General features: G+C 42.5%; 21 protein-coding genes. 14 read left to right on the top strand and 7 right to left on the bottom strand.

Going from position 1 to position 22,756, the window contains the following annotated elements:
• Positions 1 to 85: 85 nt before the first annotated feature.
• Positions 86 to 2,896, top strand: coding sequence for a prolyl oligopeptidase family serine peptidase (locus ACP26M_RS05630; RefSeq protein WP_426586932.1), 2,811 nt, complete (start codon positions 86 to 88; stop codon positions 2,894 to 2,896).
• Between the two features lie 47 nt (positions 2,897 to 2,943).
• On the opposite strand, the gene ACP26M_RS05625 is transcribed toward ACP26M_RS05630, so the two are convergent.
• Both ACP26M_RS05625 and ACP26M_RS05620 read right to left on the bottom strand, forming a co-directional pair.
• Complete coding sequence (locus ACP26M_RS05625) at positions 2,944 to 3,660, bottom strand: ZIP family metal transporter (protein ID WP_112654292.1); 717 nt, start codon at positions 3,658 to 3,660, stop codon at positions 2,944 to 2,946.
• Entirely contained in the window at positions 3,660 to 4,223 is a 564-nt protein-coding gene (locus ACP26M_RS05620) for a phosphatase PAP2 family protein (RefSeq protein ID WP_426586929.1), read from the bottom strand. The genes ACP26M_RS05625 and ACP26M_RS05620 overlap by 1 nt, the downstream gene beginning before the upstream one ends.
• 265 nt (positions 4,224 to 4,488) lie before the next feature.
• On the opposite strand from ACP26M_RS05620, the gene glmM reads away from it, so the two are divergent.
• Both glmM and ACP26M_RS05610 read left to right on the top strand, forming a co-directional pair.
• Complete coding sequence (glmM, locus tag ACP26M_RS05615) at positions 4,489 to 5,880, top strand: phosphoglucosamine mutase (protein WP_090527070.1); 1,392 nt, start codon at positions 4,489 to 4,491, stop codon at positions 5,878 to 5,880.
• Positions 5,881 to 6,003: 123 nt separating this feature from the next.
• Positions 6,004 to 7,140 carry a cysteine desulfurase family protein gene (locus tag ACP26M_RS05610; protein WP_426586927.1) on the top strand — a complete coding sequence of 379 codons (1,137 nt, stop codon included), beginning with the start codon at positions 6,004 to 6,006 and terminating at the stop codon, positions 7,138 to 7,140.
• 90 nt (positions 7,141 to 7,230) lie between these two features.
• Here ACP26M_RS05610 and ACP26M_RS05605 read toward each other — a convergent pair whose 3' ends face one another.
• Together ACP26M_RS05605 and rpoN are read right to left on the bottom strand one after the other, a co-directional pair.
• A complete protein-coding gene (locus ACP26M_RS05605) occupies positions 7,231 to 7,536 on the bottom strand; it encodes a GIY-YIG nuclease family protein (protein ID WP_426586925.1) in 306 nt (101 codons plus the stop codon).
• A 235-nt stretch (positions 7,537 to 7,771) separates the two neighbouring features.
• Positions 7,772 to 9,247: an RNA polymerase factor sigma-54 gene (gene rpoN, locus ACP26M_RS05600; protein WP_426586923.1), complete on the bottom strand. Its 1,476-nt coding sequence runs from the start codon at positions 9,245 to 9,247 to the stop codon at positions 7,772 to 7,774.
• Between the two features lie 177 nt (positions 9,248 to 9,424).
• On the opposite strand from rpoN, the gene mscL reads away from it, so the two are divergent.
• Positions 9,425 to 9,829: a large-conductance mechanosensitive channel protein MscL gene (mscL, locus tag ACP26M_RS05595; RefSeq protein ID WP_090527064.1), complete on the top strand. Its 405-nt coding sequence runs from the start codon at positions 9,425 to 9,427 to the stop codon at positions 9,827 to 9,829.
• 71 nt (positions 9,830 to 9,900) lie between these two features.
• On the opposite strand, the gene ACP26M_RS05590 is transcribed toward mscL, so the two are convergent.
• Positions 9,901 to 10,779, bottom strand: coding sequence for a ChaN family lipoprotein (locus tag ACP26M_RS05590; RefSeq protein ID WP_426586921.1), 879 nt, complete (start codon positions 10,777 to 10,779; stop codon positions 9,901 to 9,903).
• Positions 10,780 to 11,151: 372 nt separating this feature from the next.
• Here ACP26M_RS05590 and rpmH point away from each other — a divergent pair, with 372 nt between their 5' ends.
• The 4 genes from rpmH to tsaB all read left to right on the top strand — a co-directional run bounded on the left by rpmH (position 11,152) and on the right by tsaB (position 12,749).
• Positions 11,152 to 11,310, top strand: coding sequence for a 50S ribosomal protein L34 (rpmH, locus tag ACP26M_RS05585; RefSeq protein WP_110583460.1), 159 nt, complete (start codon positions 11,152 to 11,154; stop codon positions 11,308 to 11,310).
• Positions 11,311 to 11,386: 76 nt separating this feature from the next.
• Entirely contained in the window at positions 11,387 to 11,791 is a 405-nt protein-coding gene (locus ACP26M_RS05580) for a ribonuclease P protein component (RefSeq protein WP_426586919.1), read from the top strand.
• Positions 11,792 to 11,804: 13 nt separating this feature from the next.
• Positions 11,805 to 12,047: a membrane protein insertion efficiency factor YidD gene (gene yidD / locus ACP26M_RS05575; RefSeq protein ID WP_426586917.1), complete on the top strand. Its 243-nt coding sequence runs from the start codon at positions 11,805 to 11,807 to the stop codon at positions 12,045 to 12,047.
• A 9-nt stretch (positions 12,048 to 12,056) separates the two neighbouring features.
• Positions 12,057 to 12,749, top strand: a complete 693-nt coding sequence (tsaB, locus tag ACP26M_RS05570) for a tRNA (adenosine(37)-N6)-threonylcarbamoyltransferase complex dimerization subunit type 1 TsaB (protein WP_426586915.1) — start codon at positions 12,057 to 12,059, stop codon at positions 12,747 to 12,749.
• Here the strand turns inward: tsaB and ACP26M_RS05565 are convergent.
• Entirely contained in the window at positions 12,746 to 14,200 is a 1,455-nt protein-coding gene (locus ACP26M_RS05565; protein ID WP_426586913.1) for a DUF5723 family protein, read from the bottom strand. The two genes, tsaB and ACP26M_RS05565, sit on opposite strands and share 4 nt — an antisense overlap.
• Before the next feature lie 137 nt (positions 14,201 to 14,337).
• Positions 14,338 to 15,927 (bottom strand): hypothetical protein, encoded by a 1,590-nt coding sequence (locus ACP26M_RS05560; RefSeq protein ID WP_426586911.1) that lies wholly within the window; start codon positions 15,925 to 15,927, stop codon positions 14,338 to 14,340.
• Between the two features lie 86 nt (positions 15,928 to 16,013).
• Here ACP26M_RS05560 and ACP26M_RS05555 point away from each other — a divergent pair, with 86 nt between their 5' ends.
• The 6 genes from ACP26M_RS05555 to ctlX all read left to right on the top strand — a co-directional run bounded on the left by ACP26M_RS05555 (position 16,014) and on the right by ctlX (position 22,713).
• Positions 16,014 to 16,403: a DUF423 domain-containing protein gene (locus tag ACP26M_RS05555; RefSeq protein ID WP_090527050.1), complete on the top strand. Its 390-nt coding sequence runs from the start codon at positions 16,014 to 16,016 to the stop codon at positions 16,401 to 16,403.
• A 6-nt stretch (positions 16,404 to 16,409) separates the two neighbouring features.
• Positions 16,410 to 18,899: a replication restart helicase PriA gene (gene priA, locus ACP26M_RS05550; RefSeq protein WP_426586908.1), complete on the top strand. Its 2,490-nt coding sequence runs from the start codon at positions 16,410 to 16,412 to the stop codon at positions 18,897 to 18,899.
• 61 nt (positions 18,900 to 18,960) lie between these two features.
• A complete protein-coding gene (locus ACP26M_RS05545) occupies positions 18,961 to 19,734 on the top strand; it encodes an AraC family transcriptional regulator (protein WP_426586906.1) in 774 nt (257 codons plus the stop codon).
• Between the two features lie 67 nt (positions 19,735 to 19,801).
• Positions 19,802 to 20,116, top strand: a complete 315-nt coding sequence (locus ACP26M_RS05540) for a hypothetical protein (protein WP_426586905.1) — start codon at positions 19,802 to 19,804, stop codon at positions 20,114 to 20,116.
• Between the two features lie 144 nt (positions 20,117 to 20,260).
• Complete coding sequence (locus tag ACP26M_RS05535; RefSeq protein ID WP_426586903.1) at positions 20,261 to 21,706, top strand: arginine deiminase family protein; 1,446 nt, start codon at positions 20,261 to 20,263, stop codon at positions 21,704 to 21,706.
• A gap of 89 nt (positions 21,707 to 21,795) precedes the next feature.
• A complete protein-coding gene (gene ctlX / locus ACP26M_RS05530) occupies positions 21,796 to 22,713 on the top strand; it encodes a citrulline utilization hydrolase CtlX (protein WP_426586901.1) in 918 nt (305 codons plus the stop codon).
• Positions 22,714 to 22,756 lie beyond the last annotated feature (43 nt).

Below are 22,756 nucleotides of genomic sequence, written 5' to 3'. Positions count from 1 at the left end.
CCTTTCACATCAATTGTAACTTTACAGTAACTAATTTCTGTATGCCATAAGTTTTCAGCATATTTAGGTTTGACATCTTTCCTGTATGCGTAAACTTTTCCTATCAGCCTGCCTGTTATTAGCTATTGGGTTTCATGTATCTGCTCAAAAAACAGCTAAAAAACCTTTAGATCAAACTGTGTTTGACGGATGGCAAAGTATAACAGGCCAACGCATCAGCAATGATGGTAAATGGATAGGCTACGTCATAAAGCCGCAACAGGGCGATGCCGAACTGATTATAAAAGATTCAAAAAACACCAGCTCAATTAAAATCCCCCGTGCAGATACAGTTAAAATAACCGGGGATTCAAAATTTGCTGTATGCCTTATCCGGCCGTTTTATAAGGATACCAGGCAGGCCAAAATAAAAAAGAAAAAGCAGGACGATTTCCCTAAAGATACTTTAGGCATAATTGCTTTAGGATCATCATCCGTAAGGAAAGTCCCGGCCATCCGTTCATTTAAAATAGCCGAAGATGCAGCTGTTATAGCCTACCTGGCAACGGCCGATACGCTTAAAAAACCAGCACCAGGCGATACCTCAAAAAAAGCTGTGGCTGCAACTGTTGCCCCGCCTACGCTTGAAGGTGCAGACCTAACTGTTAAAAAATTAAAAACCGGCATCGCACGAACTTTTAAATATGTGACCGAATACCAGGTCAGCAAAAACGGCAAATGGGTAACGTTTGCTGTTACAGCCCCGATAAAACAAAAAGAGACTGTATCCGGTCTGTATCTATTTGATTTGGAAAAAAACTCGGTCAAACGGCTAAGCACCGGCAGAGGCAATTACCATAACATCAGTATTGATGATGCCGGGCGCCAGGTAGCTTTTACTGCCGAGAAAAATCCGGAAAAGGCATTGGTAAAACCATTTAAGCTTTATTACTACAACACTGCAAAAGATAGCGCGGAAGTTATTGCCGCTGTCGGATCTGCAGGCATACCCAATAACTGGGCGGTAAGCGGCGATGGCAAAGTAAGCTTTAGCAAAAGCGGCAATAGCCTTTTCTTTGGCACTGCACCTATCCCCAAGCCTGCCGATACCACCCTTGCTGATTTTGAGGTAGCCAAGCTGGATATCTGGAACTACAAAGATGATTACCTGCAGCCCCAGCAGCTCAAAAACCTGCAAACCGAGTTGAAGCGTAGCTATCTTGCAGTGATAAAACCTGAAGAAACGAATGCCAAAATTATTCAATTAGGTAGCAAGGCCATTCCCGAAATGTTAACTGCCGAAAATAAAGATGCCCGCTATGTTTTAGGGCTTACAGATACCGGCGCCCGCATATCAGCCCAGTGGGAAGGCAGTACCAGGCAACAAGCCATTTTAATTGATACCCGGAGCGGCAATCACAGGTTTATTAATGCCTCTTTGGGCCGTTATTATATCTCGCCACAGGGCAATTATGTGCTGTGGTTTGATCTCAAAGATCAGGCATGGTACTGTTATACCATTGCAACAGGGCAAAAAATAAACCTGAGCAAAGCAACGGGCACCAAAATGGGCGACGAGCTGAACGATGTGCCCGGCTATCCTTCAGCTTACGGTGTGGCAGGCTGGGCGGCGGGCGATAAGGCCGTATTTATTTATGACCGGTACGACATCTGGCGTTTTGACCCGGCAACAGGCGACGCGTTTAACTTCACCAAAGGCATCGGGCGCAAAAACAAACTGATCATGAGGTATGATCAAACCGATACGGAGCAAAAATTCATCCCCCTGAAAGAGCCGATGTGGCTGTTAACTCAAAACGAAGAAACCAGGCAATGGGGATATTTCAGGAAGTTTCCTGAGACTAACAATCTGCCCGAAAAAGTGACCATGGCCCCAATGAGTTATGATAACCTGCTGAAAGCTAAAAATGCCGATGCTTACATCTACACCAAGGCAAGCTATAAACAGACGCCTGATTTGTACTTTTCATCTGATCTGAAAAAAGAGCTTAAGCTAAGCAATATCAACCCGCAGCAAAGTGAATATAACTGGGGCACTGCCGAACTTGTGAGGTGGATGACACCTAAAGGCTATCAGTCGCAAGGGATCCTGTATAAGCCTGAAGACTTTGACCCGGCCAAAAAGTACCCGATGATAGTTTATTTTTATGAGAGACTTTCTGACGGGCTTTTTAACTATATAGCACCTGCTCCTACCCCTTCCCGCCTGCCTATCTCATTTTTTGTGAGCAACGGTTATCTTGTGTTCGCACCTGATATCAGCTATCAAACCGGCCATCCGGGGGCATCTGCGGTCGAGTTTGTAAATTCAGGTGTTGAGGCTTTAAAGAAAAACACATGGGTTGATGCTGCACATATTGGCTTACAGGGCCAGAGCTGGGGTGGTTACCAGGTGGCTTACCTCATTACCCAAACCAATATGTATGCCGCAGCCTGGGCAGGCGCGCCGGTAGCTAACATGACTTCGGCCTATGGAGGGATCCGTTGGGAATCGGGACTGAACAGGCAATTTCAGTACGAAAAATCACAAAGCCGCATTGGCGCCACGCTTTGGGAAAAGCCTGAGCTGTATATCGAAAACTCGCCCTTGTTCCAGTTGCCCAAAGTAAAAACACCGGTGATGATCATGAGCAATGACGCCGACGGCGCTGTGCCCTGGTACCAGGGGATTGAAATGTTTACAGCTTTACGCCGTTTAGGTAAACCTGTTTGGTTACTGCAATACAATGGCGAGGCTCATAACCTGGTACAGCGCCAAAACCGCAAAGACATTACTATACGTGAGCAGCAATTTTTCGATCACTTTTTAAAAGGCGCGCCAATGCCGGTTTGGATGGATAAGGGAGTACCTGCAGTTGATAAAGGGAAAGACTGGGGCCTGGAGCTGGAAAAATAAAAGTTTATATAGAAATTAATTTCACACAAAGTAATAGCATTAATAATCTATAGCTCTTTCAAAAAGCCCAGCAGCGCAATGGCCACACCGGCCAATACCGCCATCATTTTACGCATATTGAAACGGTGATCAGCACTCGATTCAAAGAGGATAGTGGTGGAGATATGCAGGAAGATGCCGATAACAACGCCCATGATCCTGTTAAAATAATGCTGCAGGTTACCTATGTTTCCGCTGCTTAATGCATCGCTGAAAAAATAACCTGCCGGCGCCATCACCGCGAATACCGCCACAAAAAGTATGGTTTTGTTTTTACCTTGTTTGTTAGTGAGCAACACTGTAGCCAGTGCGAAGGCCGCCGGGATATGGTGTAAGGCAATGCCGTAAACTAATTGGTCCTGGTTGCCCTGGGCAAGCGGCATTCCCTCCAAAAAAGCATGCAGGCAAAGGCTTGCCATGATACCAATTGGGAAAACTGCCAGATCATGCGGGTGTTTGTGCATGTGGCCGTGCTCAATTCCGTCCGAAAATTGTTCAAGCACAATCTGAAACAGGAAGCCGACCAATATGAATACGCCTACATAGTTATCATTACCATGATAGGCATCAGGAATCAGGTGCAAAACGGTAATACCAAACAGGTAAGCTCCGCTGAACGACAGTACCAGTTTCAGCGTTTTGTGGTTATCGCCCTTAAATAAAAACACAGAAGTACCGCCAAAAAAGGCAGCAAAAAAAAGCAGCAGAATTTTCCAATATCCCATTAAAAGGCAGGTTGTAATTTTTTAAATAATAATGAAAACAGCCATCCAACAAAGGCCCCGTATAAAGCGCCGCACAATACATCTACCGGGAAATGCACCCCCACATATACTTGTGCAAAGCAAATACTGCCTGCCCAAAGTATCGCCCAAAGCCATATCCACCTCCATTTTCTGAAAAACACAAAGCCAAGGAATATCGCCATGGCAAAATGATCGGTGGCGTGGGTTGATGGAAAACTATACCCGCTACCACAGGGCACACGGCTGATATCGGTTGCAGATACAACCGGATCACGGCAAGGGCGAAGCCGCTGAATATTGTGCTTGATAATAACTCCACTGGTGAAATCAGCAACGCCTGCCGATGCCGCCAGCAGCACTATAATGACAGCACCTGTTTTTTTATATCGCCATAAACAAAAAATAATGATGAAAATGTACAGCGGGATCCAGAATTTGGGGTTACGCAACAAGGGCATGATCCAGTCGAAAAATGAATTGGACAGGTCATGATTAATGAAATAAAATAAATGCCGGTCGAGGTTTAAAAGATAGTCGGGCATTGTTTTTTACTATAGGTGTTTGTTTGCTGTAATTTCCAAAGTTATCAAATAGCTTAAAAAATCCTTCAAATTTTAATACTTAGCAGCAGCATTATCCCGTTAAGCATAAAATAATGCGCAGGGATGACAATTGAAACCACCCTGCACCGTATTAAAAAACAACAAATTAACCGTAACCTTATATGCAAGCGTTTGCGTAAATCCTTAAAACAATATCATTTGTAGCTTATATTTTTTACTTTTACCACACCAAAAACTTCGCATTTTGACATTAATAAAATCTATTTCAGGAATACGCGGCACCATAGGCGGTGCTGTTGGCGATGGTTTAACACCGCTTGATATTGTAAAATTCACTTCGGCCTACGGATCATGGGCTGTGAAAAAATCGGGGATTAAAAAGATTGTAGTAGGCCGTGATGCCCGTTTATCGGGTGCTATGGTGAACAATCTTGTTATTGGCACGCTACAGGGTTTGGGGATTGATGTTATTGACCTCGGGTTATCAACTACGCCGACAGTTGAGGTTGCCGTTACCGGTGAGCAGGCAGCGGGTGGTATCATCCTAACCGCGAGCCACAACCCAAAACAATGGAACGCCCTTAAACTGCTCAATGCAAACGGCGAGTTTATCAGTGATGCCGATGGCAAGGAAGTGCTAACAATTGCCGAATACAGCGACTTTAATTATGCCGATGTAAACGATCTGGGTAAAGTTACTCATGATGATACCTGGCTTCAAAAACACATCGACCTTGTACTGGCCTTGCCGCTGGTTGATGTTGAGGCTATAAAGAAAGCCAACTTTAAAGTAGTAATAGATTGTGTTAACTCAACAGGCGGTATTTTTGTACCGGCCTTGCTGAAAGCTTTGGGCGTTGAAACCGTTCACGAACTGTACTGTGAGCCGGATGGCAATTTCCCGCATAATCCCGAGCCGCTTCCCGAAAACCTGATAGCTTTATCAAAAGAGGTTGTGGGTAAACGTGCCGATTTGGGTATTGCTGTTGATCCGGATGTAGACCGCCTTTGCTTTGTTTGCGAAGATGGTAACATGTTTGGCGAAGAATATACGCTGGTTGCCGTAGCCGACTATGTTTTGAAAAACAATGTGGGCAACACGGTATCTAACCTGTCATCAACCCGTGCGTTGCGCGACGTTACTGAAAAAGCAGGCGGCGAATACCATGCGGCTGCGGTTGGGGAGGTTAACGTGGTTAACAAAATGAAAGAAGTAAACGCTGTTATTGGCGGCGAAGGTAATGGCGGGGTTATTTACCCTGAGTTACATTACGGTCGTGACGCCTTAGTTGGTATCGCGTTGTTTTTAACTCATCTGGCTAAATATGGTAAATCAGTTTCAAGTTTGCGTGCGTCATATCCGGGTTATTTTATTTCAAAAAACAAGATCACTTTAACACCTGAAATGGACATAGACGCCCTTTTGGCGAAAGTTGAAGAAAAATACATCAAGCAGCCCCACTCAACAATTGATGGCCTGAAAATAGAATTTGATAAAGAATGGGTACATTTGCGGAGGTCAAACACCGAGCCCATTATCAGGATTTACTCTGAAGGCAATTCTGAAACCGTGGCAAACGGTTTGGCCAATAAGATCATCATCGATATTAAGGAGATCTTACAGCTGAAAGGTTAATTTTACTGGTATTAAAAATAGCAGGCAACCGGCGGTAAATACCGTTGGTTGCTTGCTTATATATACATTACCGGGCATGTGTTTTTGAAGTTACTGATCCATTAATTTATAATTTTTAAAAAAATGCGCGTTTATTTTGATAATGCCGCCACTACACCGCTTGATCCTGATGTGATGAAGGAGATGTATAAGGTGATGGAAAGCCAGTTTGGTAATCCGTCGTCAATACATGCCCACGGCAGGGAAGCCCGTACTTTAATTGAGCGTTCGCGGAAAACGATTGCCGGTTTACTGCACACCTCGCCCGCCGAAATCTTTTTTACGTCAAGCGGTACGGAGGCCGATAATACGGCTATCAGGTGCGGGATCATTGATCACAAAATCACCCATGCTATCACCAGCCCCACCGAGCATCACGCAGTGCTCCACACGCTGGAAGCAATGGAAAAATCGGGCATTATTAAATTGAGCCTGGTAAATATAGACAGCAAGGGTGTTATTGATTATAATCACCTGGAAGCATTATTGAAAGAAAATGAACGCAGTTTTGTTTCATTAATGCATGCCAATAACGAAATAGGCACCCTATCTGACATGGAACGCATTGGTGACCTGTGCGAAACATACAATGCCATTTATCATTGCGATACTGTGCAAACCATGGGCCACTACCAGCATGACCTGAGCAAGCTTAAAGCTCACTTTGTGGTATGTGCCGGTCATAAATTGCATGGCCCTAAGGGAGTGGGTTTCCTGCATATCAATCATAAAATCAAAATAAAACCATTTATTTACGGTGGCGCCCAGGAACGCAACATGCGCGGCGGTACCGAAAATATTTATGGTATAGTTGGTTTGGCCAAAGCGCTTGAACTTGCTTACGGCGAAATGGAACAGCACCAAAACTACATTCAGGGCTTAAAATCATACATGATGGAGCAACTGGTTGCTAACGTACCCGGTGTAAGCTTTAACGGCGAAACCGACCCCGAAAAAAGTTTGTATACAGTATTGAACGTGGCTTTCCCCGAGATGGAAATGAGCGATATGCTGCTGTTTAACCTTGATATTGCCGGTATCTCGGCTTCCGGCGGTAGTGCCTGCAGTTCGGGCAGTGATATTGGTTCGCACGTGTTAACTGCTATCGGGGCCAGCTCTTCAAGGCCATCGGTTAGGTTCTCGTTCTCAAAGTATAATACAAAAGAGGAAGTTGATTTTGTAGTAGCTAAAGTTCGCGAGCTTTGTGCTGTGAATGTATAAGTTGAAAGTACATATAATAAAAACGCCTTAAGAACTAGGTTCTTAAGGCGTTTTTATTAACCGTACAGAGTCGCTTCGAAAATCAGTTAGTTATTCTTTTGTTAAATCTTCATACAGATCTTTCCATTCAGGATTCAATTGATTGATAAGATCAACTTTCATCTGTCTATTTCCACCTTTTAGGGCCTTTTCAGCAGCAATAGCCTCTTCGATATGGGAATAGAAAATATAATACACCAATTTATTACAGTTGCATTTAGCAGTAAAGCTTTTGGGATAAGTTTTGTTCTTGTGATCCCAGATCCTGCCGATAATATCTGATGTACCCCCCGTATATAACACTGAATGCGTTTTATTTGTGACGATGTAAGTACATCCGCCGCGTTGCATAACCATTTAATAAATATATTCTTTAATATTTTGCTAACGCGAAAAAAGTATGATTTCTCTGCCAATTGGGGATTGCTTCGTGCCTCGCAATGACGTGGTGGAGAATGGCTTTGATAGTTTTTTTGTAAGTCGGGGATTACTACGTGCCTTATAATGTCGTGATTACAAGGTGTTGATTATCAAATATAATTTTCACACATCATTGCGAGTAACAGATGTCTTTTGAAGAATCTCTAAAAAGCTACAACTCCTTCCTCAACCTTGCTACCGGGATGTTCATTTGTTCGCGGTATTTGGCTACGGTACGGCGGGCTATGTTGTAGCCTGCATCTTTGAGTATTTCGGTCAATTTTTCATCAGCAAGCGGATGACGTTTATCTTCTTTGCCAATATGTTCTTCCAAAATCTTTTTAACCTCTTTATTGGATACTTCCTCACCGCTTTCAGTTTGGATGGCTTCGGAGAAGAAGGATTTTAACAGGAAGGTACCAAATTCCGTTTGTACATATTTAGAGTTGGCTACGCGCGACACTGTTGAAATATCCATGCCAATACGGTCGGCAATGTCCTTCAGGATCATTGGCTTCAGGTTTTTATCATCACCGGTAAGGAAAAACTCATACTGATACTGCATAATGGCATTCATGGTTTTAAGCAGCGTTTGCTGGCGCTGTTTAATAGCATCAATAAACCACTTGGCCGAATCAAGCTTTTGCTTTACAAATTGCACTGCTTCCTTCAGTTTTTTATCTTTTTGGGAAGCCTTGTCATAATGCTGAAACATTTCCTGGTATGAGCGGCTTACCCTAAGTTCGGGCGCGTTTTTGGAGTTGAGAGTGAGGATGAGCGTGCCATCGTTGTTAGTGATATGAAAATCTGGGATCACCTGCATTTGTTTGGTGTTGATCTCGTTTGAATCACCGGGTTTGGGATTGAGTTTTAAGATCTCATTAACCACGGCACGTAACTCAGCCGAGTTCATACTCAATGATTTTTCAAGCTTATCGTAATGTTTGCGGGTAAACTCATCCAAATAATGTTCAACAACTTGTATGGCTTTTTTTACGATCGGGTCGCTTGCGTCTTTTTTTCTAAGCTGGATCAGCAGGCATTCCTGTAAGCTGCGCGCGCCTACCCCAGGAGGGTCAAAGCCCTGGATCACCTTGAGCATCTCTTCTACTTCGTCATCCTCAGCCAATACATTTTGTGAAAATGCAAGGTCGTCAGTTAGCGACATAATGGGACGGCGCAGATAGCCGTCGTCATCCAGGCTGCCGATGATCTGCTTGCCGATCATGAAATCTTTATCACTCAGGGGAAGCAAGTCTAACTGTGCTTGCAGACTTTCAAAAAACGAACTTTGCACGGCAATAGGGATCTCTTTACGCTCATCCTCGTCATCACCATTTTGATCATAGCGTGATCCGTAATCATTTACGTTGTCTTCCTGCAGGTAGTCGTCAATATTAAATTCATCCATCTCGCCCTTTTCCTCATCGTTGTTATAATTATCTTCGTCGGGGTCGCGGTCGGGATATTGTTCTTCGGGCTCGTTTAGGTTGGTAAGGCTCAGATCTTCAAGTGCGGGGTTTTCTTCCAGTTCTTCTTTTATCCGGGTATCAAGCGAAACAGTAGGCACCTGCAGCAATTTTATAAATTGTATTTGCTGGGGCGAAAGTTTTTGTAAAAGTTTTTGTTGAAGGTTCTGTTTAAGCATAATTAAGATGTAGCCAAAAATACATCAAATTAATATCAACTAAAAATTACTTGAGGTATCTGCTTTTAAAGTTGTTAAATGTTTTAAGCATGCCAATTGTTTTAGGGCGAACAAAAAATCTATATAAATAGATAGTTTGAGTAATATTATTAACTTTAAGTAACCAAACTTTAATTTATGGCAATAGTAAAAGAGTTCAAAGAATTTGCAATGCGCGGAAACGTGGTTGACCTCGCAGTTGGTGTTATCATCGGCGCCGCTTTTGGTAAAATTGTTACCTCGCTGGTTGCAGATATTATTATGCCGCCTATTGGCATGGCAACCGGGGGTATCGATTTTAAAGATTTAAAATATGTACTTAAGCCGGCTGTTGATAAAACACCCGAAACCGCAATTAATTACGGTTTATTTATCAATAATGTAATTGATTTTTTGATCGTTGCTTTTTGTATCTTTTTAATTGTTAAGGGTATCAACTCGTTGAAGAAAAAAGAAGAAGCAGCCCCGGCAGCACCACCTGAACCAACTAAAGAAGAAGTTTTACTTACCGAAATCCGCGATTTACTGGCTAAGAAAGCTTAATGGATCATAGTTCATGGATCATAGTTTTTTTCCATAATAGCTATGATCTATGAACTATCAACAATGAACTGTCAAAAAGTTTTTGGCAACTTAGGATCAGTTAAAATAATATAGTCGGCCATGCCGGCTAATTTGCTCCAGTCGGGCTTGTCAAAACTATCATCCATGTAGGTTGCTATGTTAAGCACGCGTAATTTGGGTGCGTATTTTTTAAGTTGGGCTACCGCGCCCAGTTTTTCTTCACTGTGAAAGCCGCCGTTAAGCTGTAATACTTTAAAACCTGAGTGTTTTTTCAGGAATTTCGCTATTGACCAGCCCATCGTAGCATCCCAAAGGTTTTGCGATTGGTAAATCTGCATGCCCGGCATTGAGGCATGACCTCCCATTATTTTAGCAAATTTATCATAATAAGCTCCGGTAGCGGTATCGATAGGCAGCGGCGCAAGATAGCTTTTAGCCTGGGCATCAAGCTGCTTTAAAGCGTCAAGTCCGCCGCGTGTAACCATGTTGGTATAGCGGGTTGGGGCGTTGGCTGCTATTACCGGCAGATGATTGGATTTGGCAAGTTCAACAAGCGGTTTGTAATCCTTATAGTTAGGCCAGGTACGCGCATCTGTTACCAGATTTTTTTCGCGAATAAGCCCCGCGAGATATTCATTCAGCACCAGTTGACAGTCAGTTTGAAACATCTCCATGGAAAGCGCTGTTTTCTGCGGATATTTTTCCGAAAGCTTTTTGAACAAGCTAAACTCCAGATAGTGCGCCGTTGAATCATTATGCTCTTCGCCAAAGAAAAGCACATCAGCATTGGCCATGTCATTAACAATATCGTCGGGCGTGATGATCTTTTGTGCCGATGTGCTGTAAATTTTATAATGTGTTGCAGGTAGCTCCTGCGCTATGGTAACAGCCGATAGAAATATGAATATTGCGGAAAGGATTAATTTCATTTGCTGTTGAATTTACACTTTGTTAATGACTCAGCCCTGCTTATTCAGCGTTTTTTAACAAATGCCGTAGTTCGCGAGTGCACATTGTTGCAAAATCTGAATCTGTAACAAATAATTAATGTTTAAATTTAACTTTTTAATATGATTTGGAATGACAGCTTAGCGCTGTTATTTAGTTCAGATAATGAACAGGATTTTGAATTTAATTATTGCGCATGCAATTAGTTTTTCAAAAAAAGAGCCGCTGATTCGTGGCTGCCGGGCGGCAGCACACATGTTATTATAAATAAGAAAAATAGTGTTTGAATTATTAAATAAAATAACTACATTTGCGCTCTTGTTTTAAAAAGACGAATAGAATAAAATATAGCCATGAAAAGAACGTTTCAGCCTTCTCAAAGAAAAAGAAGAAATAAACACGGTTTCCGTGAACGCATGTCAACTGCTAACGGTAGGAGAATATTAGCAGCCAGAAGAGCTAAAGGCAGAAAAAGGTTAACTGTTTCTGACGAAGGCAGGCACAAAGCATAATTGAGGTTGCCCTACCCTATTTACAAGGGTCTGGAACCGCTTATCTGCTTTATCCTTCGGTTCAAAAATGGCAACTATGTATACTTTTAAAAAAGAAGAACGGTTATGTAACAAGAGGCTTATTGACAAGCTTTTTCATAACGGTTCTTCTTTTTTATGTTATCCCTTCCGGGTATCCTGGCTTGTCAATTCCGAGCCGCAGCCCTATCCTGCGCAAATTCTTTTTTCCGTTCCCAAAAAGCGTTATAAGCACGCTGTCGACCGTAATTTGGTAAAACGCCTGATGCGCGAAGCGTACAGGCTCCACAAACAGCAGCATCTTTATCATATTCTGCAGCAAGCGGATAAAAAGATAATTGTTTCGGTAGGCTATGTAGGCAAAGAAATTGAGCCATACCCTTTCATCGAAAAAAAAATGCTGAGGATGCTTGCCCAACTTTCCGGTGAGTTAACTGCTGCAATACCAGTCACGGCTAATTAACATGAATGGGCTTATGGAAACAATCGCCAGGTTTTTAAAGGCAATAGTTGGGGGAGTTTTCATCATCCTGATCAAATTTTACCAATATTTTATATCGCCGCTTTCGGCTGCATCATGCCGGTATACACCCACCTGCTCGCAGTACGGTGTTGAAGCCATCAGGAAGCATGGTGCTTTTAAAGGCGGTTGGTTAACCATAAAGCGCATTGCCAGTTGTAATCCCTGGGGTGGTCATGGGCATGATCCGGTACCATAAATTTATAATATGAGTCTTATACTTCAAATAGAAACAGCAACAACATCCTGCTCGGTAGCACTTGCCCGAGATGGCAAGGTTTTGGACTTTAAGCAAATAAACGTCCGTAATATCCATGCTGAAGTTATTACTTTATATATCAATGAATTACTAAATAATTTGGGAGTAAGTTATAACGAGCTTGACGCTATTGCTGTGAGCAGTGGTCCGGGGTCATACACCGGTTTACGGATAGGCGTATCTACCGCCAAAGGATTGTGCTTCGCCCTTGATAAGCCTTTGATAGCAATTGAAACACTTGAGGCTATGGCTCATGGCGTTATTAACGCCCCGGGGTTTGCTGCTGATGGTAATATGCTGTTATGCCCTATGATAGATGCCCGCCGAATGGAGGTTTACACCGCATTATTTGATGCAGCCGGCAACAGAGTGCGTGAAACAGCTGCTGATATTATAGAAGGAAACAGCTTTGCCAACTATTTGAAAGACCATCAGATCCTGTTTTTTGGTGATGGTGCCGAAAAATGCAAAGGTGTTTTAAGTGAAAGCCCAAATGCCTCGTTTTTGGATGATTTTGTAAACTCAGCAACATATCTTACCCAAAAAGCAGCTCAAAAATTTGCTGATGGCGCATTTGAAGATGTAGCTTATTACGAGCCTTACTACCTTAAAGATTTTATAGCCGGAAAAAAAGCGCTTTAATTATTAGTTTTAAAAATGCGGCCAAACAAACGGCCCAAAAATCCTTTTTCGCCCATTGGGATATAGCTGGAGTTCATGGGGTGTTCAATTACCCGTCCAAATTTAAGTGAAAAGCCCAAGAAGATATCCGCCCCGCTATAGTTCCCCACTCTATTTATTTGATTGGTATTATTTAAAGCGGCGAAGGTAAGGCGGCCTGTATTTAGTAAGCGTTCGGAGCCTATAAAAAATTCGACATTAGGGGATTTTACCATAATTTGTGCGCCCAGATTAAATAATTTATAATCGTCATAAGTGGCCGTTAAGGTAGCTATCAAATTGTTTTTTTGTACCGAGTTAACCATTGCACCGGTAAAACCGGAAAAGAACATTTCTTTTTGGGCTACAACCGTGGGAAAGTACCTAAATGTTTTTTCATCATCAAGCCAATAGCTTTTGGATACGCTCAATTCGGCTTTGGCATTGGTTTTTGTATTAAATGAGGTAACTACTCCGTTGGCTCTGAACAAGTCATATACAGCATTATATATATTCTCATCACGATGCTGAGATGTAATATCTGTTATATTTATTGTGTTATTAAAATCAGTAATGGTTGAGCGCTTGTTCCAGTGAATAAAGCCAAGGTCTTTTATATTTCCTTGTATCAGGATCCCATCCTCTGTTCGGTAAGTTGCCCCCATTGATATCGATGCGCCGGGGTTACGAAACGTTGGTAAAAAGTCACGCCCGTCCAGTCTGCCCGGCACATAGCTCCTGTAATACCGCCCCCTCATATAAACATCTGCATTGTCATTGTCAGGATTTGCCGCGTCCCGGTTAATTTGCAGGCTCGATTCCTCCACATCTATTTTGTTATACTGAACACCAGACAGGTAGCTCAGCTTAAAACCTAACGACAGTTGTTTATTAACCTGCTCCCGGTAAATATAACTTAACTGGTCGTACATCTGCACCCTATAATGATTGTTGAATATATTATCATAATTATCACGCGCAAAATTTGACGGTCCATCAAGAAAAGCTATCGATTCATCGGTGACCAGGCCTTTACTTTCTACTTTAGTTTGGGCCGAAAAGCCCATTTCAACATTACCGTTTAAGCTGGTGAAAAACTTGAGCATTACCGCATAGGCATTGGCATTGGCATTAAAATGATTTAAAGCATTTTGGCCAATCCGCAGTGATGAGGTATTATAATACGAAGGGCTTGCAAATGCACGGCTTTTTAGCGGCCGTTGTACATCCCCCGTTATATAAAAATTAGCATCGAAATTAGGGATAAAAAAATTGAATGCTACCCCCCGGCTCGAATCAGGGATAAAGGCTCTTTGTGAAGGATTTTCAAATGAATCGTAAAGCGTGCCGGTATTATACTGCGAAAACTGTTGAGCCGATACGGATAAAGAATAAAAGATAAAGAAAAGAATAGTAAAGAAAATCTTATTCATAATTGGCTCACATATCTTGCCCCCGAATTTTCTTAAAGAAAAGAACTCAAGGCTGATTGTCTGTAAATTTTTTACAAATTGCTTTTTGTAATGTTTTACGAAATTGCGCGGGTATTGTTGTGTAAACGTAAACAAATTTATTTTTTTACTGCACTTGTATCCGGCACATTCAGGCGCATGCAAAAATTGGTATAAAAGTTTTTGTCGGATGCGGTGAGCTGGAAGGCTGCACCATAGTAATTTTTCCAACCGGGGTCGCTGTTTTCAAAAGCATCGTAAAAAGACCTTTTTAAATCGCGTTTTAATACAGGCTGCATGTTTTTAAAGTTAATAAAGAAGGCCACATTGCTCCTTTCGGCCAGCAAATTATCAAACTGGGTATACTGATCGGTTTTGCCTATGAATTTGCGATTGAAGTAAGTGTCGTTATAGCTTTCCAACTCGGATATCGACGTGGCAAGTATGAGATAATTATCAATGATCATAAAGTAAGGTTTTCGGAAAATGCTGAAAGCATCGCCCAATAAAAAGAACGGCAGTTTTTCATAATTAAACTGGCCTACTTTATCAGTAACCATATTACTGATGTTCATCATCACCGGAAAAAGCTTTGAGCCATCTTTAACAGAAATGATGGCAAATTTTTCAAAGTATCGCGTTGTTACAATCGCGAACTCGTTACCAAGCAGCTTTTCAAACTCAGGTTTTACAAACAGCCCTGCTTCTGATTTTACCTTGTTCAAAAGTTCATTCTTTTCCCTGCCCACTCCCGCTTTATCGTGCCATTGTGAAAGGTCGGCCTCAAACTTTTTAGGATCTGAAACGGCGAAACTTGTGCTGTAGGCAGTTGTAGCCGGGAAGATATCTTTTAAATGATTCTCGACAGGTTGCTGGGCCGAAAAAATGTTTAAATAACTGGTTGCATTATTTCGTTTAGTAGTAAACCCGTTAAACATCAAAGCATCGCTTTTATAATTCAAGTTCAATGCCGCATAGGCCGGCAGCATTCTAAAGCTCTTAAAAAGATCGGTAGTTTTATTAAGGAACAGTTGATCAAAAAACGGATTAAGCTGGTTGTAATTAATATAAAGATTGGCAAGTGAATTGGCATTTTGCTGCTCAGGCAACGGTACAAAGCCATTATGGCCTTTATCCTGCTGGTAGATGGCGCTATGATCAACCAAATCTTTTGAAAAACTGCCCGAAAATATATTGTCGCCGGTTTTAATGAGGTAAAAATGTTTGTCGAGCGGCTTGACATATATATTATAACCCTGGCTTGCCGCTATCTGCATAGGCGCTATTTGTAAAGCGTTTTTGGCACTGCCTGTTAAATGATTAAACATAGTTGCTGAAAAAGCTTTTGATGCCGAAGTAGTTACAAGCAAATCTATATTATCATTATTTGTAGGATGAAGGGAAACGAAAATGTTTTGGCCTGCAAAAAACTGATCAAGCTGCGGAGAGGCAATGAGCAACTTACGTAAGGTATCAAGTTCATGTAATTTGGCGGGGCCAACAAAAGTGCTTAAGAGCTGGTTGCCGGCAAAAATATCATAAAATCCCTTTTCATTACCAAACTCAAATACTGCCACCGCATTATCAGGAATAGCACGCATAACCTGCCCGGTACGCACTCCCGGGGGACTTAAATTTTTAAAATATAACACCGTTATCAGCACGGTAGCTATAATCAAAAATATAGTGGTTACTATCAGTCGTTTCATAGCAGGGGGCGTGCAGCAAATATAGAATTTTACCCCACGGCGTTAAAGTAATACTTTCAATTGGTTAACTTAGCTTTTTATATCGCATGAACAAACAAATAATTATTACCGCTTCGTTTTTAGGTATGCTGGCCGTTATAACCGGCGCTTTTGGAGCCCACGGTTTAAAAGCATTGCTTGCTCCGGCCCAGCTTGAGGTTTGGCATACTGCTGTACAATACAACTTTTATCATGTATTTGCCCTGCTTTTTTTAGCGGTTTTTGCGCGCGAAAAGAGCGGGGGCTTAATATCAGCAGCTTACTACCTGTTCACTTTCGGCATTATATTCTTTTCAGGTTCGCTGTACCTGTTGTCATGTCGCGATCTGCTTGGCTGGAACTGGCTTATAGCCATGGGGCCAATTACACCCATTGGTGGTTTATTGTTTATTTTGGGCTGGTTGATGCTGGCATTAGCTGCTATCCGCAACAAATAATAAACGATGTTAGAGTTTGCCGAAATTGAACATACCGACCGCGAAACACTTTTTGCCGAAGTGATTTTGCCATTGGCTATTTCAAAAAACTACACCTACCGGGTTCCTTATGAGCAAAACGATGCTATTGCTATTGGCAAAAGAGTGGTGGTACAGTTCGGCAAAAGCAAGCTTTATACAGCTATTGTTAAAGAGATAGGTAAACTGGCGCCCGAAAAGTACGAAGCAAAATATATCATCGAGATCCTGGATGACCGCCCGGTTGTAACCCTTAAACAGCTCGAATTTTGGCAGTGGCTGGCAGATTACTATATGTGCAACATAGGCGAAGTTATGAACGCCGCGCTGCCATCGGCACTGAAACTGGCCAGCGAAACCCGCATCATGCTTAACCGGGAATATGAGATAGATAAAACCACGCTTCATGATAAAGAGTTTTTAATTGTTGAAGCCCTCGAAATTCAGCCGGAGCTTACTATAAGCGATATTACCAAGCTTTTGGGGCAGAAAACTGTAATGCCGATATTGAAGCTGATGTTTGAAAAAAACATCATCAACATATCCGAAGAGGTAAACGAACGTTATAAGCCCCGCAAACGCACTTTTATTACGCTTAACCCGGTTTATAACAATCAGGATAATCTGAGGGAGTTATTCCCGATATTGGAAAAGCGCGCGCCTAAACAGGCCGATGCCCTATTAGCTTACATCAAGCTTTCCCGTCATCAAAAAAACATCACCAAAAACGAACTTATTGAAGAAAGCGGTGCAGGTGAATCAAGCATTAAATCGCTCATTGAAAAAGAGATCTTCTTTTCGGAGGACAGGAGCGTTAGCCGTCTGCATTTTGAGGAAGAAGGAGAAGAAGGCAATAACTTTGAATTAAGCGAACAACAAACGGAGGTACTTCAAAGTATCCGCGGGCAGTTTAAAGAAAAAGATGTAACGCTGTTGCATGGCGTAACCTCATCAGGCAAAACACAATTATATGTAAGGCTGATAGAAGAGATAGTTCGTAGCGGAAGGCAGGTACTTTACCTGCTGCCCGAAATTGCACTTACAACACATATTATTGAAAGGCTACGGATGTATTTTGGTGCTGATATCGGCGTTTATCATTCGCGCTTTAATGACAATGAGCGGGTAGAGGTTTGGCAGAAAGTTTTAAGCGGAGAGTATAAGATTGTGCTCGGCGCGCGGTCATCCGTGTTTTTACCTTTTGCCGATCTGGGATTGATCATTGTTGATGAGGAACACGAAACATCATACAAGCAATTTGATCCGGCGCCGCGTTACAACGCACGCGACGCCTCGATTTTTTTGGCTAACATGCACCAGGGTAAAGTGCTTTTGGGTTCGGCCACGCCATCTTTTGAAAGCTACTATAACGCCCGCACTCATAAATACGGCTTTGCAGAGCTTACCGAACGCTTTGGCGGCGTTGAGCTGCCCGATGTGCAGGTGGTGAGCATCGCTCATGAAACCAAACAAAAAACTATCCAGTCGCACTTTACCAGCGTGCTGATGGAGGGCATCAAACAGGCGCTTGAAAATAAAGAACAGGTAATTTTATTCCAAAACCGCCGTGGATATGCCCCCATCCTGATGTGCAAAGTATGTGCTTATACACCCAAATGTATCAATTGCGATGTAAGCCTTACCTATCATAAAAGCAGCGGCAAGCTGCATTGCCATTACTGCGGTTACAAGGAAGATACGCCATCCATATGCCCCGCCTGCGGCTCCACCCACCTGGAATATAAAGGCTTCGGTACCGAAAAAATTGAAGATGAACTGAGTGTTTTATTGCCCGAAGCCCGGATTGCCCGGATGGACCTTGATACTACACGGTCACGAAATTCCCTGCAAACTATCCTCAACGATCTGGAAGAGAAAAGGATAGATATATTGGTTGGCACCCAGATGGTGGCCAAAGGGCTTGATTTTTCAGATGTGACACTGATTGGTATTATTAATGCTGATAGCCTGCTGAAATTCCCTGACTATAGGGCAAATGAGCGTGGGTTTCAATTGCTTGCACAGGTAAGCGGCAGGGCCGGCCGCCGGGGCAAGCAGGGCAAAGTAATTGTGCAAACCTATGATATTTATCACCGGGTGTTAAAGCAGGTGATTGATAACAACTACGCCGATCTTTATTTTACCGAGATGGAAGAGCGGAAAAGCTTTAAATACCCTCCCTTCTACCGGATCATCAACCTCGATATCAAGCATAAAAATCCCGATGTGCTCCATAACCAGGCCGAATATCTCGGCGCGCGTCTCCGGGAGCATTTCGGCGAGCGGGTGATTGGCCCGGAGCAGCCGCTCATCAGCAGGATCCGCAATTATTACATTAAAAGCATTATGCTCAAATTTGAGAAGGATGGGATCTCTATTATAAAGGCAAAAACTGTTTTAAGGGACGTGATCACTGAGTATTATACAACCAAACTTAGCACGGGCAGTATTGTACAGCCCGATGTTGATCCGTATTAATACAATCTTGAGTCGCGCCGGGCGGGAATTTTCTGATTAACAAATTCTGTATCTTAGTTAAATGCATATTGAACGCTTTACGCCCGGCGAAATACTAAAGCCTTTTATACGGCAATACGTTTTTATCGAGACTGCAAATGATCTGGTTAATCGTATTTTGCCCGATACATCGCTGGTAATGGCGTTCAGGTACGGTGGTAAGATCAGCGATATTACCCAGACGCATAGCAGTAAACTTCCCTCCTCTTTGATCACCGGCTTAAAAAAATCGCCGAGGCTAATTAATTACGCACCAGGCACAGGCAATATGCTGGTATTATTTAAAGCAGCCGGAGCGGCAGCGTTTTTCAAAAATCCACTTCATGAATTGTTTGAGGCAAGTGTTCCGCTTGATAATTTTATTGCACCGGATGAATTAGCGTTAATTGAAGAACAACTGGCAGAAGCACCCAATAATCAGCAAAGGGTAATCATCACCGAACAATTCCTGCTTAAACATATTGAGAACCACAAACAGGACCAGCTGATCATATCTGCCCTGCAAAAGATCCGCTTATCAAAAGGCATGATCAAAATTAAGGACCTTGCCGATACTCATTATATAAGCCAGGATGCGCTTGAAAAACGCTTCAGGCGAGTGGTTGGTACTTCGCCAAAGCAGTTTTCCAATATTATCAAGATCAGGTCGATACTTAATAGTAAACCTAAAAACGGTTCGCTCAGCCAGGTAGCTTTAGAAGCGGGGTACTTTGACCAGCCACATTTCAATAAAGAATTTAAACTGTTTACAGGATTAAGCCCTACCGAGTTCTTTAAAATACCGCAAGCCTGGTAAATCAATGATTTTTTACAAGCATTGAGTTTTCATTGTCCCGATTTTTGAAGAAAAAACAAGGATTATCATGAAACAGATATTTATAGATCAGTTTATTGTTCCCGCAACAGCTCAACAGGAATTTAAAGAACGAATGAAAATCAACAGGGACTTTATTAAAAAACTTGAGGGCTTTATTGAAGACAGGGCTTTTGAACGTTATGACGAACAAGGCAACCTCATTTGCATTACAACCGCCATTTGGCAAAACGAAGATGTTTTACAAAAAGCTAAAGAGGCCGTTCAGCAACTATATCAGCAACATGGTTTTGATATGAAGGCAATGCTGCAAAGATTAAATATCAAGATGGAAAGAAATACTTACCAGGAGATCATTGAATAAGAGCTCCATCTGATTATAATCAACACATCCACGTCCTGAGTTTAAATAATAAAAACAGGCAAATATCACTCAACCTTAATTTTGCCGGATAAGCCCGTTTTGTAATTTAATTTCTGATAGATTTGTGTACGATTATAGTACTATATGACATTAACCAACTCCGATTTTAAAATAGATGTTACCTCCGAAATTGGCACACTGCGTTCACTGCTTATTCACAGCCCGGATAGCGGCCTGGGCAAGGTTGTGCCTTCAAAGGCGCAGGACTGGCTTTTTGAGGATATAATCCACCTGGATACGGTACGCAGGAATGAATATGATTACTACGTAAAGCTGTTGCTCTATTTTCTTGATCCGGATAAAATAAAAGGCAAGCTGCATCAAATTGATGATGAAGCTACCCGCCGTTCGTTTTTTAAACCTGATAATGCAGGCTTCCATTCATCAGATAAAGTTATCGAGATCCAAACCCTGCTGGCCGATATTTTACAGCAGCCTGATATCCGTAAAAAACTGGTAGCTGCTGTATGCGCGGTTGAAAGCTGCAATTACCGTTTACAACAGCAACTTACCGATACCGACCCGGTTGAGCTGGCCAAGATCTTTATTTCGGGCTCGTTAACAACCGAAGAAATGATCTTTGCCCCTATCCCCAATCTTATTTTTTCGAGGGATTTGGGTATAGCGGTTAATAATCATATGCTGCTCAACAAGCCGGCAAAGAAAGCCCGTTTCCGCGAAACTTTGCTGATGCGTTACATATTTTTCAATCATCCGCTGTTTGAAGCTTATCGCGATAATATTTTGGAGATTCCTGAAACCGCGCAGCATTTTTTACGCCCGGGCGAAGACGCGGAAGGCCGCACAACTTTAGAAGGCGGCGATGTGATGATGGTAAGTCCTGATCATTTAGTGATCGGCTGCAGCGAGCGGACATCTGTCAGCGGTGCCAATGAAGCTATCAGGCTGTTGTTTGAACACGATGTTGTGAAGAAGGTAACCATCGTAAAAATTCCAAACAAGCGTGATTATATGCATATCGATACTGTTTTTACACAGGTAAAGCGCGATACCTGGGTACTACTCCGCTCGCTTGCGGTGGCCGAAGCCCCTATTGAGGAGCGGGAGCCGATATCATGGTTTGCTGATAAAAAACAAAAAGAACGGGCGGAAATTGTTCAGTTTGAAAAAGATGAAAAACCAAGGCTATTTGGTTGTATTGAGGACCTGCTTTCCGACATCAGCGAGAACGATCTCAAAAGCGGTGTAAAAACAAAGTTTATTTACTCGGGCAACAACACCTTTCCCTTTGATGCCCGTGAACAATGGACAGACTCCTGCAACCTGCTTGCACTAAAAGAAGGCGTTGTTGTTGGATATGATCGGAATGATAAAACTGTAGAGGCTTTTAAAGAAGGTGGCTTTAATGTGATCCGGGTAGCCGAATTGCTTCAAAAATTTGAGAATAATGAACTTGACCCGCAAAGTTTAACCGATACGCTGATATTAATGCCTTCAGCCGAGCTTTCCCGTGCCCGCGGTGGTTTCCATTGCATGAGCATGCCGGTATTCAGGGACGCTGTAATTTAATTTATCATTGAGTCATTGGGCATTAAGTCATTGCTTCGCATGATTTAAAAAAAATGACTCAATGACCTAATGAAATAATGACAAAAACCATGAGTCAATCAACATCACATATATTAATGATCCGCCCGGTTAATTTCGGGTTTAACGAGGAAACCGCTGCAAGCAATGCTTTCCAAAACCCTGATGCCGAAAAAAATGGCGTACAGGAAAAAGCCTTGAGTGAGTTTAATAGTATGGTTAACATTTTGCGCCATAATGGTGTAGATGTTACCGTTGTAGATGACACCCCACAGCCCTATACGCCCGATTCGATATTTCCTAACAACTGGGTATCTTTTCACAATGATGGCGGCGTTTTCCTTTACCCCATGCAGGCCGAAAACCGCCGGCTTGAACGCAGGGAAGATATCATAACTGACCTGGAGGATAAATTTAAAGTAGCCCATGTAATTGACCTAAGCCGTTTTGAGCATGACCACCGCTTTTTGGAAGGTACCGGCAGCATGGTGCTTGACAGGGACAATAAGATAGCATACGCCTGTTTGTCTCCCCGAACAGATAAAGATGTGCTTAATTATTTCTGTGAGCAATCGGGTTATCAGCCCATTAGTTTTGAAGCTGTAGATGAAAAAGGCAAAGCTATATATCACACCAATGTGCTGATGTGCATCGGCAGCCGGTTCGCGGTGATCTGTTTGGATAGTATCCCTAACCCGCACGAAAGGATAACGGTTATCGAATCGTTAAAATCATCGCACAAAGAAATTATTGAAATCACTTTTGAGCAGATGAACCAGTTTGCGGGCAATATGCTGGAGGTGAAGAACAAAGCCGGTGATACTTTGATCGTGATGTCGCAAAATGCTTTCGGCGTTTTGACTGAAGCGCAGCGTTCCGCTTTACAACAGTATGGAAAGCTGGTTTATACTGATATCAATACCATTGAAACTAATGGCGGCGGCAGCGCGAGGTGCATGATGGCTGAGGTGCATTTACCGGCTATTTAAATTCATCTGTTAACAGCGTACAACGCTATCAGATACTTGAAGA

The organism is Mucilaginibacter sp. R-33 (genome assembly GCF_049949235.1).
Classification (GTDB): Bacteria; Bacteroidota; Bacteroidia; order Sphingobacteriales; family Sphingobacteriaceae; genus Mucilaginibacter.
This window is presented reverse-complemented; position numbering and strand designations above follow the sequence as displayed.